Below are 13,389 nucleotides of genomic sequence, written 5' to 3' on the forward strand. Positions count from 1 at the left end.
AAGCACCCTGTTGAGTTCTCAAAGAACAACCACACACCATCCGAAAGCTCTACACCGTAGAACCCCCGTCCGGGGCATTTACGCTCTGTCGTGACCGCTCGCTCTCGCGCCGGGCACTTTTACTACGTTACCCGCCGGTTTCCGCCGTGTCAAACCGCTCTGCAGCGATCCGCACCACTTCCACCACAATTCCAGGCACCACAATTCGACCGGCTCTCACCGACGTCCTCATGGCTTCCGACAGGCCGGCCGCCCGCGGTCACCCGCGTCCCGTCCGCTTCCCTGCCGGCGATGAACCATACCCGGTCGGTTCCGCCTCACCAAATCGACCCTCAGGCCGATCCGGGGCACCGCCCGGTCCAGGCTCACATGGGACTCAACCCATCCGACCCTGGGGTCATTCCCGGCGCCTCCAGGCCCGCTTCCGCAAGCTCTGAAGGAGCCCGGTCCAGGCTCGTACCGGATCACAACCCGGCCGACCCCCGAACCATTCCCGCGCTCCGGCCTCGCAGGCTTTCGCCTGTTTCGTCCGTTCCGCGCTGGCAGAGAGAAAGTTACGCGCCCGGCGAGTTGATCGTCAACTCGGCCGGGCGCGTCCCGCGTCACACCATCAAGAGACGGCTATCCGCACAGCTCAACCCCCGCAAAGGAGCGCTTGCCACGGCGCAGCACCAGGTACCGCCCGTGCAGCAGGTCCTCCGGTGCGACGGTCGCGTCCACCTCGGTCACCCGGGTGTTGTTGACGTAGGCACCGCCCTCGGCGATCACCCGCCTCGCCTCCTTGAGGCTGGGCACCAGGCCCGAGTCGCGCAGCAGCCCGGCCACGTCGGGCAGCTCGGTCAGGTGAACCAGGCCGGCCTCGGTCAGCGCGGCCCGCAGCGTCTCCGGGGTCAGGTCGTCGAGCGACCCCCGGCCGAAGAGCGCCTGGCTGGCCGCCACGGCCTGGGCCATCTCCCGCTCGCCGTGCACCAGGGTGGTCAGTTCTTCCGCGAGGGCCCGCTGGGCCGTCCGGGCGGCCGGCCGCTCGGCGGTCTCCTTCTCCAGCGCCTCGAGCTCCTCGCGGGAGCGGAAGCTGAAGTAGCGCAGGTAGCGGGTGACGTCCCGGTCGTCGGCGTTGACCCAGAACTGGTAGAAGGCGTACGGGCTGGTCATCTCGGGGTCGAGCCAGACCGCGCCGCCCTCGGTCTTGCCGAACTTGGTCCCGTCGGAGCGGGTCACCAGCGGGGTGGTGAAGGCCTGCACCGGGCCGGCGCCCCGGCGCCGGACGTAGTCGACGCCGGCGGTGATGTTGCCCCACTGGTCGGAGCCGCCGTACTGGAGCTGGCAGCCGTGCCGGCGGTGCAGCTCGAAGAAGTCGTTGGCCTGGAGCAGCTGGTAGCTGAACTCGGTGAAGCTGATCCCCGTCTCCAGGCGCGCCCGCACCACCTCCCGGGCGAGCATCTTGTTCACCGGGAAGTGCTTGCCGACGTCGCGGAGGAACTCGACCACCGACATCTCGCCGGTCCAGTCCAGGTTGTTGACCAGTTGCGCCGCGTTCTCCCCGGTGTACGACACGAAGGGCGAGAGCTGGTCGCGGATGCGCTGCACCCAGCCGGACACCACCTCCGGCGGGTTGAGCGTCCGCTCGGCGCTCTCCTTCGGGTCGCCGATCTGCCCGGTCGCCCCGCCCACCAGCAGCAGCGGGCGGTGCCCGGCGAGCTGGAGCCGGCGGGCGGTGGTGACCTGCATGAGGTGGCCGACGTGCAGGCTGGGCGCGGTCGGATCGAAGCCCACGTAGAAGGTGGCGCTCCCGCCGTCGAGCAGCGCGCGCAGCTCGTCGAGGCCAGTCGAGTCCTGGATCAGGCCCCGCCACCGCAGGTCTTCGGTCAGGGAGTCCCGCCCGTGCGGGAGGTTGCTGTCGGTCACGGTCACCGATTCTCCCCCATGCCGGGCACCGAGCCGTACCGGGTTTGGCCTCTCGGGCGGTTGACTAGGCTGGCGGCTCCGCGAGACGAGGAGGAACGTCGTGGAGATGCCGGACCTGACGGGCGGGCTGGTGGCCCTGCTCGGGCTGAAGCTGGACGAGGTCGGCCCGGACCGGGTGGTCATCCGCTGGGAGGTCCGCCCGGAGCTGCACCAGCCGTTCGGTATCCAGCACGGCGGCGTGTACTGCGCGGTGGTGGAGACGGCGGCCAGCGTCGGCGGGTCGATCTGGCTCGGCGGGCGCGGCACGGTGGTCGGCGTGTCCAACCAGACGGACTTCCTGCGCGCGGTCCGCGACGGCGAATTGACCGCGGTCGGCACCCCGGTGCACCGGGGCCGCAGCCAGCAGCTGTGGCAGGTGGAGATCACCGACGGCGAGGGGCGGCTGGTCTCCCGGGGCCAGGTACGACTGCAGAACCTCACGAACGGCTGACGGCTGACGGCGGTGGCGGTCGACCCGGCCGCCGCCCACGCCGGGCGCATCCTCCCCGGTTTGCCGTAAAACGCGCGTCCTGCGCCGATATCGTCGCGTCGATGATGCCGGTCGAGCCGTATCCGACGTGAGGAAGCTCCTCGCCGCCACCCTCGGCGTGCTCTCGGCCATCGGGGGTTTCGTCGACATCGGCGACCTGGTGGCGGCGGGTCAGGCCGGCGCCCGCTTCGGCATGGGGCACGCCTGGGTCCTGCTGCTCGGCGTGGTCGGCATCTGCGCGTACGCCGAAATGGCCGGCCGGATCGCGGCGGTGAGCGGCCGGGCGGTCTTCGACCTGATCCGGGAGCGGCTCGGACCGCGACTGGCGCTGTTCAACCTGGTCGCGTCGTACCTGGTCACGGTGCTGACCCTGGCCGCGGAACTGGGCGGCGTGGCGCTCGCCCTGCAGCTGCTCTCCCGGGTCAGCTACCTGCTGTGGGTGCCGGTGGCCGCGTTCGCGGTCTGGCTGGTGCTCTGGCGGATGCGTTTCCAGTTGATGGAGCGGGTCTTCGGGCTGACCGGGCTCACCCTGTTCGTCTTCGCGGTCGCGCTGTTCTGGCTGCCCACCGACTGGGGCGCGCTCGCGCGGGGCGCGCTGCAACCCGGCGCGGCCGGGCAGGGCTGGGCCGTCTACTGGTTCGTCGCGGTGGCGCTCTTCGCCTCCACGGTCAGCCCCTACGAGGTGTTCTTCTTCTCCTCCGGCGGGGTCGAGGAGAGCTGGACCGCCGCGGACCTGGCCGACGCCCGGTCGAGCGTGCTGATCGGCTTCCCGGTCGGCGGACTGCTCGCGCTGTCGGTGCTGGCGACCTCGGCCGTGGTGTCCCATCCGACGGGCGTGACCCTGTCGAGCCTCGACCAGGTGGCCCTGCCGGTGGTGATCGCGTTCGGCGGGGTGGGGCTGGTCATCGCCGCGCTGGCGTTCTTCGCGGTCACCTTCGGTGCCGCGCTGGAGACCGGGCTGTCGGCGGCGTACACGGCGGCGCAGTACTTCGGCTGGCAGTGGGGCAAGCGGGTCAGCCCCCGCGACGCCGCCCGCTTCCACAGCGTGCTGCTGGTCAGCGTGCTGCTCGGGGTGCTGGTGCTGGGCACCACCGTCGACCCGGTGCGGCTGACCGAGTACATGCTGGTGGCCAGCGCGGTGGCGCTGCCGCTGACGTACCTGCCGATCCTGATCGTGGCCAACGACCGGACGTACCTGGGCGACCGGGTCAACGGGCCGGCGCTCAACCTGCTCGGTGCGGTGTTCCTGGTGGTGATCGTGGCGGCGTCGCTGGCCGCGATCCCGCTGGCCGTCACGACCGGGATGGGCCGATGAGGCTCCAGCTGGGCCGGCAGGTGCTCGACCGGCAGATCGTCGACCGCGACGGGTGGCCGGTCGGCAAGGTCGACGACGTGGAGTTCGCGGTCGACCGGGAGGGGTTCCCGTACCTGGCGTACCTGCTCAGCGGGCCCGCGGCGCTCGGGGACCGGCTCGGTGGCCGGGTCGGCCGGCTACTGGTGGCGCTCGCCGACCGGTTCACCGACGAGCCGCCGGCGCCGCCGCTGCGGCTCCCGCTGGCCCAGGTGGCCCGGCTGGACAGCGCCGTGTGGCTGCGCGTGCGCGCCGACGAGCTGCCCCGGCCACCGGTGGAGGCGTGGCTGCGCCGGCACCTCACCGACCGGATACCGGGAGCCGACCGTGCGAGCGGGTGAGCTGGTCGGCCGCGCCGCGTACGACCTGCACGGCCGGCGGCTGGGGCGGGTGGTCGACGTGGTGGTCCGGGGGGACTTCCCCGACGGGCGGCTGCGACTGACCGACGTGATCGTCAACGCCCGCTGGTGGAGCCGGGCGATGGGGCGGCTCATCGGCGGGGAACGCCCGGGCGGGCCGTGGGCGATCCGGGTGGTGGCCCGGGCGGTGAGCCGCCACGCCCGGCAGCTCCCCGCCGATCAGGTGCAGCTGCTGCCCCCGGTGCCCGATTTCCCGTTCGGGCCACCGGGCGCCTGACCGCCGCCACCGGCGGCAGCCGCCGGTTCAGCTGCGGGCCTCGTCCAGGAGCGGCTCCGCCTCCTCGGCGTCCCCGTCGGAAGGCGGGGCGGCGCGGCGTAGCCGGATCTGGGTGATGGCGCGCCGATCGATCGCGCACACCTGCAGCTCCCAGCCGTCGATGGTGACGCTCTCCCCGGCGACGGTGGGGATGTGCCCGAGGCAGGCCAGCACCATGCCGGCGACGGTGGTGTAGTCACCGGCCGGGCGGGCGGGCACCTCGACGCCGATGTCCGGCAGGTCGTGCACGGGGAAGGTGCCCGGCAGGAGCAGCGCGCCGTCGGCCTCGGTACGCACCGAACGGACGTCCCGGTCGGTCTCGTCGTAGATCTCCCCGACGATCTCCTCCAGGATGTCCTCCAGGGTGACGATCCCGTCGACGGCACCGCGCTCGTCCACCACCAGGGCGATGTGCTGCCGCTCGGCCTTGAACTGGCGCAGCGCGTCCACCACCGGCAGCGAGTCGGGCAGCAGCATGGGCGGGCGGGCGCATTCGTCGACGGGGCGCTCGGCGGGCACCCCGACCAGGTCGCGCAGGTGGATGACGCCGACCGCGTCGTCCAGGCCGCCGTGCCGGACCACCGGCGCCCGGGAGTGGCCGGTGGCGGCCAGCACCAGCCGGGCGGCCTCCGCGGTGGTGCCGCTGTCGAGCGTGAAGACCTGCAACCGGGGTACCAGGACCGCCCGGAGCTGCCGGTCGGCGATCTCCACCGCGCCGGCGATGATGGTGCGCTGCTCCTTGGTGAAGCCGTGGTTGCCGGCGACGATGTCGCGCAGCTCGTCCGGGCCGATCTCCTCCGGCTGGTGCTTCGGGTTGAGCCCGACCAGGCGGACCACCAGGTCGCTGGTGGCGCCCAGCGCCCAGACGGCCGGCCGGGTGAAGCTGGCCAGCAGGTCGAGCGGGCGGGCCACCAGCAGCGCCCACCGCTCGGCGGACTGCATGGCGATCCGCTTCGGCGCCAGCTCGCCGAAGACCAGCGTGACGAAGGTCAGCACCAGGGTGACCACCACGATGGCGACCGTCTCGGCGGCGCCGCCGAAGACTCCGAGCAGCGGCACGAGAGGCTTGGCCAGCGAGACCGCCGCGGCGGCGGAGGCGAGGAAGCCGGCCAGCGTGATGCCGATCTGGATGGTGGCGAGGAACCGGTTCGGGTCCTGGGCGAGCCGGGCCAGCACCTGCCCGGCCCGGCTGCTGCGTTCCAGTCGCTGGACCTGGCTGTCCCGCAGCGAGACCAGCGCCATCTCGCTGCCCGCGAAGATCGCGTTCAGGACCACCAGGACTCCGACCAGGGCCAGTTGGCTCCAGTAGCTCTGCACGCCCGGTTCTCTCCCTCACGCCGTGGACGCCGGCCGCCAGGGCCGACGCCGCCGGACGGAGGACCCGGCCGGCGTAGGCCTGTCAGTGCCCAGCGCGGGGCCGGGTGAATCCTCCCCGGGCCTGCCCGCGCTACGTCCGGGCCGGGGTCGGCAGGTCGAGCACGTACGCGCCGCCCTCGGGGCGGAAGCCGAGCCGGTGGTAGTAGGGGGCGACCATGCCGGGCGGGCTGACCACCCGGCGGAAGCCGCGGTCGGTGAACAGGCTGCTGCGGCGGTAGACGAACTCCCCCGGGGTGAAGTCGCGGAACCGCTGGGTGACGTAGTCCAGGTCGATCTGGGCCACCCCGTCGGGCTCGGCGTGCGAGAGCACCACGCCGACCACCTCGTCGGCGCGGACGACCAGGAACGCCGACCGCTCGGCGGTGGGCGCCGGCCACCGGAAGTCGGGATTGAACCGGGCGATGTCGGCGGCGTGCACCCGCAGCGTGTGCGCCAGGAACTGGTCGTCCACGCCCACCTCGACCACCTGGTACGTCTCCTCGTCGTGCCGGGTGGCCAGCATCTTCCGCAGGTACCAGACGTTGATCACCGCGAGCACGACGTTCAGGCCGACCATGGGCCAGACCTGCACGGCGGCGTTGTAGCCGATGAGAATCAGACAGCCGACCAGATTCAGCGCACGCAGGCGCAGGATGCGGGTCTGCAGCAGGGACCAGACCAGCAGCGCGGAGCCGGCCCAGCCGACGAGTTCCAGCCAGTTCACCCAGGGGACACTAGTGGTCGCCCTGGTCAGTCGCCTCGGCGGGCAGCTCCAGCACCCATTCCGCCACCTCCGTGCCGCGGCCGGCGGCGTACCCGGAGTCCTCCCCGATCACCACGAAGCCGCACTTGCGCAGCACCGCGAGGGAGGCGCCGTTGTCCTTGGCGGCGCGGGCGTGCACCGGCCGGTCAGGCAGCTCGCGCAGGAGCGCGGCGAGCGCGGCGGTGGCGTACCCCCGGCCCCAGCGGGTCGGGTCGATCCAGTAGCTGACCTCGGTGCGCTCCTGCACCGGGAAGGCGACCACGTGCCCGACCACCTCGTCGGCGACGGTGGCGGCGCGCACGACGATCCGCGGGTCGGCGCGGATCCGCCGCCAGTGGGCGTCGAAGGCCGCCCGGTCGGCCGGGTCGGTGGGGCCGAAGGCGGCCATCCAGTTCGCCTGCGGGTCCTGCTCGTAGGCGAAGAGCACGTGCAGGTCGTCGTCGCACACCGGGCGAAGCTGGAGGTCGGGGGTCACGCCCCCGGACGATACGCACCCGCTCCGACGGCCCCGACCCGGTGCCCCGGCCGTGCGGCGTCCGCCCTGCCGGTGGACCTGCGGCGGGCCACGGCCCGGTGCGGGCTCCGGGCGAGCCGGGAGCGGCGGCGTGCCCAGTCGGCACCGGGTCGCGAGCCTGTCGGCGTTGACCGCCGACGGATAGCGGACAGTGTCCACTGCGCCACGGGTGGTCACGGCCCGCTACCAATGAGGCATGTCACGCAGACCCGCCGACGTGGACCGGACCGCGACGCTCGCCCGTACCGTGGTCGCCCACCTCGCCCCCGAGGAACTGCCCGCCTTCGACATGCTCGCCGCGCCGTACCTGACCGGGGTGGACACCTCCACCGACGGCGGCCGGCTGGAGTTCGGCGTGCTGGACGCCGTCGCCACCGTCACACCGGTGGTGACGCTGGTCTGCGCGACCGTCACCGGGGCGCTGCTGCGCGGCGCGGAGGGCGAGCTGGAACAGCTCGGCGGCCGAGCCACCCGAGGCCTCTTCGGCGCGCTGCGCCGGCGGCCGGCGCCGTCGCAGCCGGCCCCGCCGCCGGCCGAGTTCAGCCGGGAGCAGCTGGCCCGGGTACGGGCCGTGGCGTCCGCCCGGGCCACCGCGCTGGGCGTCGAACCGGCCCTCGCCACGGCGATCTCCGACGCCGTGGTCGGTGCCCTGGTGCTCGACCCGGAGGCCGACCGGTGACCGGGCCGGACCGGGTCTGGCGCAGACGGCCGGACGAGACCGGCTTCCTGCTGCTGCCGCTCGCCGCGCTGGTGTTCAGCTCGGCGGTGCTGCTCGCCGTGGTGTTCGGGCTGAGCGTGCTCCCCCGGCCCGGCTGCGGCCTCGGCGACGTGCTGGATCACCCGTGCAGCGAGATGTTCGTGCGGATGTCGAACTTCTTCAACCTGATGGCGGTGCCCGGCGTGGTGCTGTTCGTCTGGCAGACCCGGCGGCAGCGGCGCCACACCCGGCCGCTGGAGCCGGGCATGTTCCGCGCCGCCGAGGAGGTGATCGCCGAGGTGCTCGCCTCGCTCACCCTGCGCCGGCCGACCCCCGTGCTGCTCGGCACCCGGCTGGGACGGCGGGCGTTCACCGGCGGCACCGCCGACAAGCCGTACGTCGCGCTCGGGCCGGAACTGCTCGCCATGGCGGCGAAGGGCCCGGAGGGTCGGGCGGTCCTCGAGGCGGTGCTCCGGCACGAGCTGGCCCACGTGCAGAACCACGACCTGCCGCGGCTGCGCTTCGCCACCGTGCTGCGGATCAGCACCCGGGCCACCGCGCTGGGCACCGGACTGCTGCTGCTCGCCCAGCTTCTCTGGATGCCGGGCCCGCCCACCGTGGGCGGAGCGCTCGGCGTGGTGGTGCGGGCGGCCCTGCTGGCCGTCCTCGCCGAACTCACCACCCGGGCGTTCCTGCGGCTGCGGGAGCACCAGGCGGACGTACGCGCCGCCGGCGGCGATCCGGACGGCATCCGGGCCGCCCTGCCCGACGGCCCCGAGGCGCCCCGGGGGCTGCCGACCCGGCTGTGGGAGCGGCTCTGGGACCGGCACCCGAGCGTGGCCCGCCGCCTCGCCGGGCTGGCCGACCCCACCACCGCGCTGAGCTTCCCGCTGGGGCTGGTCTTCGCCGGCGGCGTGTTCAGCACGGTCGCACTGACCAACGCGCAACTCCTGGTCGACCTGCTGGTCAACGCCGAGGTGCTGGCCGTGCCGCAGGGCGAGGAGGTGCTCTGGGGCGCGGTGGCCGTGCTGGCGCTGGCCGCCGTCCAGCCGGCGATCTTCCTGGCCGACGGGGTCTGGCGCGACGTCCGAGGGCGGCAGCTCGCCGGGCGGCCGGGACGGCCCGCCGTGCTCGGGGCGGTGTTCGGCGCGGGGCTGCTCGTCGGGACGTACCTGGCCCCGTACACGGGACTGATCTACCGGCCACGGCCCGACGACTGGCCGCTGCTGCCCAGCCTGGCGGTACTCGGAGTCGGGGCGGTGCTGCTCTGCTGGTGGCTGACCGGGCTGGTGCGCCGGGCCGCCCCGGCCACCTCCGTGGGTCGCCGGCTCCTGCTGCTGCCGGCGCTGCCGGTCGGGATCGGCGTGCTGCTGCTGGCCTGGGAGACGCTGCTGCGGGTGGGCGGCCGGGTGTACGAGTGCGACCGCTACCTGGTCGAGTGCGGGCCGCTGGACACCGGGCGGCTGGCGCTGCGGGTGGCCGGCGCGCCGTGGGCGGTCGGGGTGCTCGCCCTGGCCGTCCTCGCGCTGCTGGTGGTGACGCTGCACCGGAGCACCCAGGGCGCGCTGGTCACGGCGGCCGGGGCGGCGGTGTCCGGGACGCTGCTGGTGCTGGCGCTGCCCCGGCTGGGGGTCGCCGACGCGCTGGCGCTGGACGGCTGGCAGACGCTCACCCCCCGGCTCGGCACCCCGGTCGCCGCGCTCACGGTCCAGGTGGCGCTGCTGGTGGCGGTGCCGCTGGCGGTCCTGCTGCCCCGGGGGGCGGCCGGCCCGCTCGCCGCCGGGGTGGGGTGGCTGGTGCTCGCGGCGGGGCTGGACGCGCAGCTGGCCGACTGGGCCGACGCTCCGGTGGCGACCCGGCCCGAGGACGTGTCGTCGGCGGTGGGGACCTTCCTCGGCCAGGCGATCGCGGTGGTGCTGCTGGCCGTCGCCACGACGCTCGCCCTGCGTACGCTGATCGACCGGAGGCGAGGGCCCGCCCCCGGGCCACGACTCCAGCGCAAGCGGACCTATCAGCTCGCCGACGAGGCCGGGTAGCCGTACAGCTCCAGCAGCCGCACCCGGGACGCCTGGAGCCGGTCCACCACCACGCTCATGAACCGGGTGGTGAGCTGCCGGCCGAGCGTGTCGTCGGACTCCATCAGCCGGCGCACCCCCGCCGCGGTGAACTCGACGGTGGCGGTGCGCCGGGCGGCGACCGCGCCGAACTGCCAGCGGTACGGCGGGAAGAGCCAGGACCAGCCGAGCACCCCGCCCGGGCCGACCGTCTCGATGCCGACGTCGCCCCGCCCGGGCACCGGGAAGTCCAACGCCACCTCGCCGGTGCGGACCAGCCAGAACCGCTCCGCCGGCTGGCCGGCGCGGAACAGCCGGTGGCCGGGGTGCCAGACCACGGGCCGGGCGTACCCGGTCAGCCGGGGCAGCCACTCCGGCGGCAGCCCGGTCAGGAACGGGTGCTCCTGCAACATCTCCAACGGCGTCATGAGCTGGTCCTCCTCACCTCGGCGGGGCCGGGGGACCTCGATGTCCTGACTCCATCGGACCCGGCACCAGGCGACGGCGCCAGAGCCGATGGTCCCGAGCTCGGTGGACGTGGGGCCGGCGCCGTCCCCGGCCGAACCGGCCGGGGCGGGCGGCGACGCGGCGGGTCGCGCCGAATGCCGGTGCCGTGGACCGGGTACGTCGACAATGACCTGACCGAGCCGTGGGGGTGCTGATGAACCGACCTGTCGTGGTGGGCGTCGACGGATCACCGTCCAGCCTGGTCGCCGCCGAGCACGCCGCGCGCGCCGCCGAGCTGCGCCGCCGGCCGCTGCGCCTGGTGCACGGCTACCTGCACCCGCTCGGCTACGGCGTGCCGCTGAACCCGTACGACCTCGGCCTGCCGGCGCCCACCGAGGAGTCGGAGAAGATGCTGGAGCGGGCCGCGGCGGAGCTCGCCGACCGCCGGCCCGGACTTGCCGTCGAGGTGCGTCAGGTGGCCGGCGGCCCGGGCGCCACGCTCATCGAGGAGTCCCGCCGGGCCGAGCTGGTGGTGGTGGGCAGCCGGGGCCTGGGCGGCTTCGCCGGACTGCTGCTCGGCTCGGTCGGCGCCCAGGTCGCCGCGCACGCACACTGCCCGGTGCTGGTGGTCCGCCCCGAGGAGCCGCCGATTCCGGTGGACGGGCCGGTGGTGGTCGGGGTGGACGGCTCGGAGCCGGCCCGGCTGGCCGCCGGGTACGCCGCCGACGAGGCGGCCCGCCGCAACGTGCCGCTGGTGCTGGTGCACGTCGGCCCGCCGGACGGGGACCGTCCGGTGCCGGAGGAGGTCGAGGAGTCCCAGGCCGCGTACCGGGCCGAGGCGGTGCGGCTGCTCGCCGAGGCGTCCGCCGCCGTCCGCGCCGACCATCCGGACCTGGTGGTGCGCGAGCACCCGATCCGGGCGGCCGGCGCGGCGCAGGGACTGATCGAGGCGAGCGGCGAGGCCTCGGTGCTGGCGATCGGCACCCGGGGCCGGGGCGGCTTCACCGGGCTGCTGCTCGGCTCGGTCAGCCAGGCGGTGGTGCACCACGCGCACTGCCCGGTCCTGGTCGCCCACCCGTACGACCGGGCGCAGTGACGGCTCAGCGGTCCCGGCCGCCGAGGAGCTGCGCGAAGTCGGTGGTGAGGGCGAACGGGTCGGCCGGGCCGGTCGACGGCGGTCGCCGCTCCACCTGGTCCGCCAGCTCGCCGGCGGCGCGCTGGATCCGGCCGCGCAGCGCGCCGTCGGCGGTGCCGCCCGACCAGTCCTCCGGAGCGGCGAAGACCGCGGTGGGGACCACCACCGCCCGCAGGTAGCTGAACATCGGGCGCAGCGCGTGCTCCAGGGCCAGCGAGTGCCGCGCGGTGCCGCCGGTCGCGGCGATCAGCACCGGCCGGTCGACCAGCGCCCCGGACTCCACCACGTCGAAGAAGGACTTGAACAGCCCGTTGTACGACCCGGTGAAGATCGGGGTGACCGCCACGATCCCGTCCGCGCCGGTCACCGCGTCCAGGGCCTCGCGCAGCGGCGCCGACGGGAAGCCGGTGAGCAGGTTGTTCGTCACGTCGTGCGCGTGGTCGCGCAGCTCGACGATGCGCAGCTCGACCTCGTGGCCGCGCCGGACCAGCTCGTCGCGGGCGGCCGCGGCGAGCTGGTCGGCGAGCAGTCGGGTCGAGGAGGGCTGGCTGAGGCCCGCCGAGACCACGGCCAGGGTGCGCCGGGTCATCGGGTCGCCTCCGTACCGGCCGCGGCGGCGTCCCGGGCGGCGCGCAGCGAGGCGTGCGTGGGCGCCTCCGGCACGTGCGCGGGGCGCAGCGCGTCGAACTCCTTGCGCAGGACGGGCACGACCTCCTCGCCGAGGATGTCGAGCTGCTCCAGGACGGTCTTCAGCGGCAGGCCCGCGTGGTCGATGAGGAACAGCTGTCGCTGGTAGTCGCCGACGTACTCGCGGAAGCCCAGCGTGCGGTCGATGACCTGCTGCGGGCTGCCCACGGTCAGCGGCGTCTCCCGGCTGAAGTCCTCCAGCGACGGCCCGTGCCCGTAGACCGGGGCGTTGTCGAAGTACGGCCGGAACTCCCGGACCGCGTCCTGCGAGTTCTTCCGCATGAAGACCTGCCCGCCGAGGCCGACGATGGCCTGCTCCGGGCTGCCGTGCCCGTAGTGGGCGAAGCGCTGCCGGTACAGCCCGATCATCCGCTGGGTGTGCTCCTTGGGCCAGAAGATGTGGTTGGCGAAGAAGCCGTCGCCGTAGTACGCGGCCTGCTCGGCGATCTCCGGGCTGCGGATCGAGCCGTGCCAGACGAACGGTGGCACGCCGTCCAGCGGGCGCGGCGTCGAGGTGAACGACTGCAGCGGGGTGCGGAACCGGCCCTGCCAGTCGACCACGTCCTCGCGCCAGAGCCGGCGCAGCAGGTCGTAGTTCTCGATGGCGAGCGGGATGCCGTTGCGGATGTCCTGCCCGAACCACGGGTAGACCGGCCCGGTGTTGCCGCGACCCATCATCAGGTCCACCCGGCCGTCGGCCAGGTGCTGGAGCATCGCGTAGTCCTCGGCGATCTTCACCGGGTCGTTGGTGGTGATCAGCGTGGTGGAGGTGGAGAGCAGCAGCCGCTCGGTGCGCGCCGCGATCCAGCCGAGCATGGTGGTGGGGGACGAGGGCACGAACGGCGGGTTGTGGTGCTCGCCGGTGGCGAAGACGTCGAGGCCGACCTCCTCGGCCTTGACCGCGATGGCGACCATCGCCTTGATCCGCTCATGCTCGGTCGGTTCCCGGCCGTTGGTCGGGTCGACCGTGACGTCGCCGACGGTGAAGACTCCGAACTGCATGACCAGCTCCTCGTTGTGTAGGCCGGGGGTGAGGTCGTCACCCGGACATCGCACACAACTTATTTGACGAGTCAACTATTCCGTTCTGGGTCCGTCCCGGGGTGGCCCCGGTCACCTACCCCGGCGGCGCCGAGGTGACGCGCGACGCGCCGCAACCGCGCCCGGGCGAGGGCCGGCGAGCGGTGCGGCCATGTCGATGCCCAGGCCGATCGGTGTGCTCCAGCGAGCGATATGCCTCCGCGGCATATTTATGCCTACGAGGCATATCGCTCGC

Annotated in this window: 14 protein-coding genes; 7 read left to right on the top strand and 7 right to left on the bottom strand. The window is 73.8% G+C overall.

The window, feature by feature from the left end:
- Positions 1-621: 621 nt before the first annotated feature.
- On the bottom strand, positions 622-1,905 hold the full coding sequence (gene tyrS / locus ACSNN7_RS18845) for a tyrosine--tRNA ligase (protein WP_436682170.1): 1,284 nt from the start codon (positions 1,903-1,905) through the stop codon (positions 622-624).
- Positions 1,906-2,011: 106 nt separating this feature from the next.
- On the opposite strand from tyrS, the gene ACSNN7_RS18850 reads away from it, so the two are divergent.
- The 4 genes from ACSNN7_RS18850 (at position 2,012) to ACSNN7_RS18865 (ending at position 4,421) form a co-directional block, all read left to right on the top strand.
- Positions 2,012-2,395, top strand: coding sequence for a PaaI family thioesterase (locus ACSNN7_RS18850; RefSeq protein WP_436682172.1), 384 nt, complete (start codon positions 2,012-2,014; stop codon positions 2,393-2,395).
- A gap of 127 nt (positions 2,396-2,522) precedes the next feature.
- Positions 2,523-3,749 (top strand): NRAMP family divalent metal transporter, encoded by a 1,227-nt coding sequence (locus ACSNN7_RS18855; RefSeq protein WP_436682131.1) that lies wholly within the window; start codon positions 2,523-2,525, stop codon positions 3,747-3,749.
- Positions 3,746-4,126 carry a hypothetical protein gene (locus tag ACSNN7_RS18860; RefSeq protein ID WP_436682132.1) on the top strand — a complete coding sequence of 127 codons (381 nt, stop codon included), beginning with the start codon at positions 3,746-3,748 and terminating at the stop codon, positions 4,124-4,126. The genes ACSNN7_RS18855 and ACSNN7_RS18860 overlap by 4 nt, the downstream gene beginning before the upstream one ends.
- Positions 4,113-4,421: a PRC-barrel domain containing protein gene (locus tag ACSNN7_RS18865; RefSeq protein ID WP_436682133.1), complete on the top strand. Its 309-nt coding sequence runs from the start codon at positions 4,113-4,115 to the stop codon at positions 4,419-4,421. The genes ACSNN7_RS18860 and ACSNN7_RS18865 overlap by 14 nt, the downstream gene beginning before the upstream one ends.
- A gap of 27 nt (positions 4,422-4,448) precedes the next feature.
- On the opposite strand, the gene ACSNN7_RS18870 is transcribed toward ACSNN7_RS18865, so the two are convergent.
- From ACSNN7_RS18870 to ACSNN7_RS18880, 3 genes are all read right to left on the bottom strand, one after another.
- Entirely contained in the window at positions 4,449-5,777 is a 1,329-nt protein-coding gene (locus tag ACSNN7_RS18870; protein WP_436682136.1) for a hemolysin family protein, read from the bottom strand.
- 130 nt (positions 5,778-5,907) lie between these two features.
- Entirely contained in the window at positions 5,908-6,540 is a 633-nt protein-coding gene (locus tag ACSNN7_RS18875; protein ID WP_436682137.1) for a hypothetical protein, read from the bottom strand.
- 10 nt (positions 6,541-6,550) lie between these two features.
- Positions 6,551-7,054: a GNAT family N-acetyltransferase gene (locus ACSNN7_RS18880; protein ID WP_436682139.1), complete on the bottom strand. Its 504-nt coding sequence runs from the start codon at positions 7,052-7,054 to the stop codon at positions 6,551-6,553.
- Positions 7,055-7,289: 235 nt separating this feature from the next.
- Between ACSNN7_RS18880 and ACSNN7_RS18885 the strand changes: the two genes are divergently transcribed.
- Together ACSNN7_RS18885 and ACSNN7_RS18890 are read left to right on the top strand one after the other, a co-directional pair.
- Entirely contained in the window at positions 7,290-7,772 is a 483-nt protein-coding gene (locus ACSNN7_RS18885) for a hypothetical protein (RefSeq protein ID WP_436682140.1), read from the top strand.
- Positions 7,769-9,826 carry a M48 family metalloprotease gene (locus ACSNN7_RS18890; RefSeq protein ID WP_436682141.1) on the top strand — a complete coding sequence of 686 codons (2,058 nt, stop codon included), beginning with the start codon at positions 7,769-7,771 and terminating at the stop codon, positions 9,824-9,826. The genes ACSNN7_RS18885 and ACSNN7_RS18890 overlap by 4 nt, the downstream gene beginning before the upstream one ends.
- On the opposite strand, the gene ACSNN7_RS18895 is transcribed toward ACSNN7_RS18890, so the two are convergent.
- Complete coding sequence (locus tag ACSNN7_RS18895; protein ID WP_436682142.1) at positions 9,802-10,272, bottom strand: cyclic nucleotide-binding domain-containing protein; 471 nt, start codon at positions 10,270-10,272, stop codon at positions 9,802-9,804. The genes ACSNN7_RS18890 and ACSNN7_RS18895 overlap by 25 nt on opposite strands.
- A 227-nt stretch (positions 10,273-10,499) precedes the next feature.
- On the opposite strand from ACSNN7_RS18895, the gene ACSNN7_RS18900 reads away from it, so the two are divergent.
- Complete coding sequence (locus ACSNN7_RS18900) at positions 10,500-11,387, top strand: universal stress protein (RefSeq protein WP_436682143.1); 888 nt, start codon at positions 10,500-10,502, stop codon at positions 11,385-11,387.
- Between the two features lie 4 nt (positions 11,388-11,391).
- Here ACSNN7_RS18900 and ACSNN7_RS18905 read toward each other — a convergent pair whose 3' ends face one another.
- A complete protein-coding gene (locus ACSNN7_RS18905; RefSeq protein WP_436682144.1) occupies positions 11,392-12,015 on the bottom strand; it encodes an FMN reductase in 624 nt (207 codons plus the stop codon).
- On the bottom strand, positions 12,012-13,115 hold the full coding sequence (locus ACSNN7_RS18910) for an LLM class flavin-dependent oxidoreductase (RefSeq protein WP_436682145.1): 1,104 nt from the start codon (positions 13,113-13,115) through the stop codon (positions 12,012-12,014). Before ACSNN7_RS18910 ends, ACSNN7_RS18905 begins: the two co-directional genes overlap by 4 nt.
- Between the last annotated feature and the right edge of the window lie 274 nt (positions 13,116-13,389).

This window comes from Micromonospora sp. URMC 105 (assembly GCF_051386295.1).
GTDB lineage: Bacteria > Actinomycetota > Actinomycetes > Mycobacteriales > Micromonosporaceae > Micromonospora.

Bases quoted from the DNA above. Each gene is read 5' to 3' on its own strand.
- ACSNN7_RS18850 (WP_436682172.1), top strand. From the start codon at position 2,012: ATGCCGGACCTGACGGGCGGGCTGGTGGCCCTGCTCGGGCTGAAGCTG.
- ACSNN7_RS18860 (WP_436682132.1), top strand. From the start codon at position 3,746: ATGAGGCTCCAGCTGGGCCGGCAGGTGCTCGACCGGCAGATCGTCGAC.
- ACSNN7_RS18885 (WP_436682140.1), top strand. From the start codon at position 7,290: ATGTCACGCAGACCCGCCGACGTGGACCGGACCGCGACGCTCGCCCGT.
- ACSNN7_RS18895 (WP_436682142.1), bottom strand. From the start codon at position 10,272: ATGACGCCGTTGGAGATGTTGCAGGAGCACCCGTTCCTGACCGGGCTG.
- ACSNN7_RS18905 (WP_436682144.1), bottom strand. From the start codon at position 12,015: ATGACCCGGCGCACCCTGGCCGTGGTCTCGGCGGGCCTCAGCCAGCCC.
- ACSNN7_RS18910 (WP_436682145.1), bottom strand. From the start codon at position 13,115: ATGCAGTTCGGAGTCTTCACCGTCGGCGACGTCACGGTCGACCCGACC.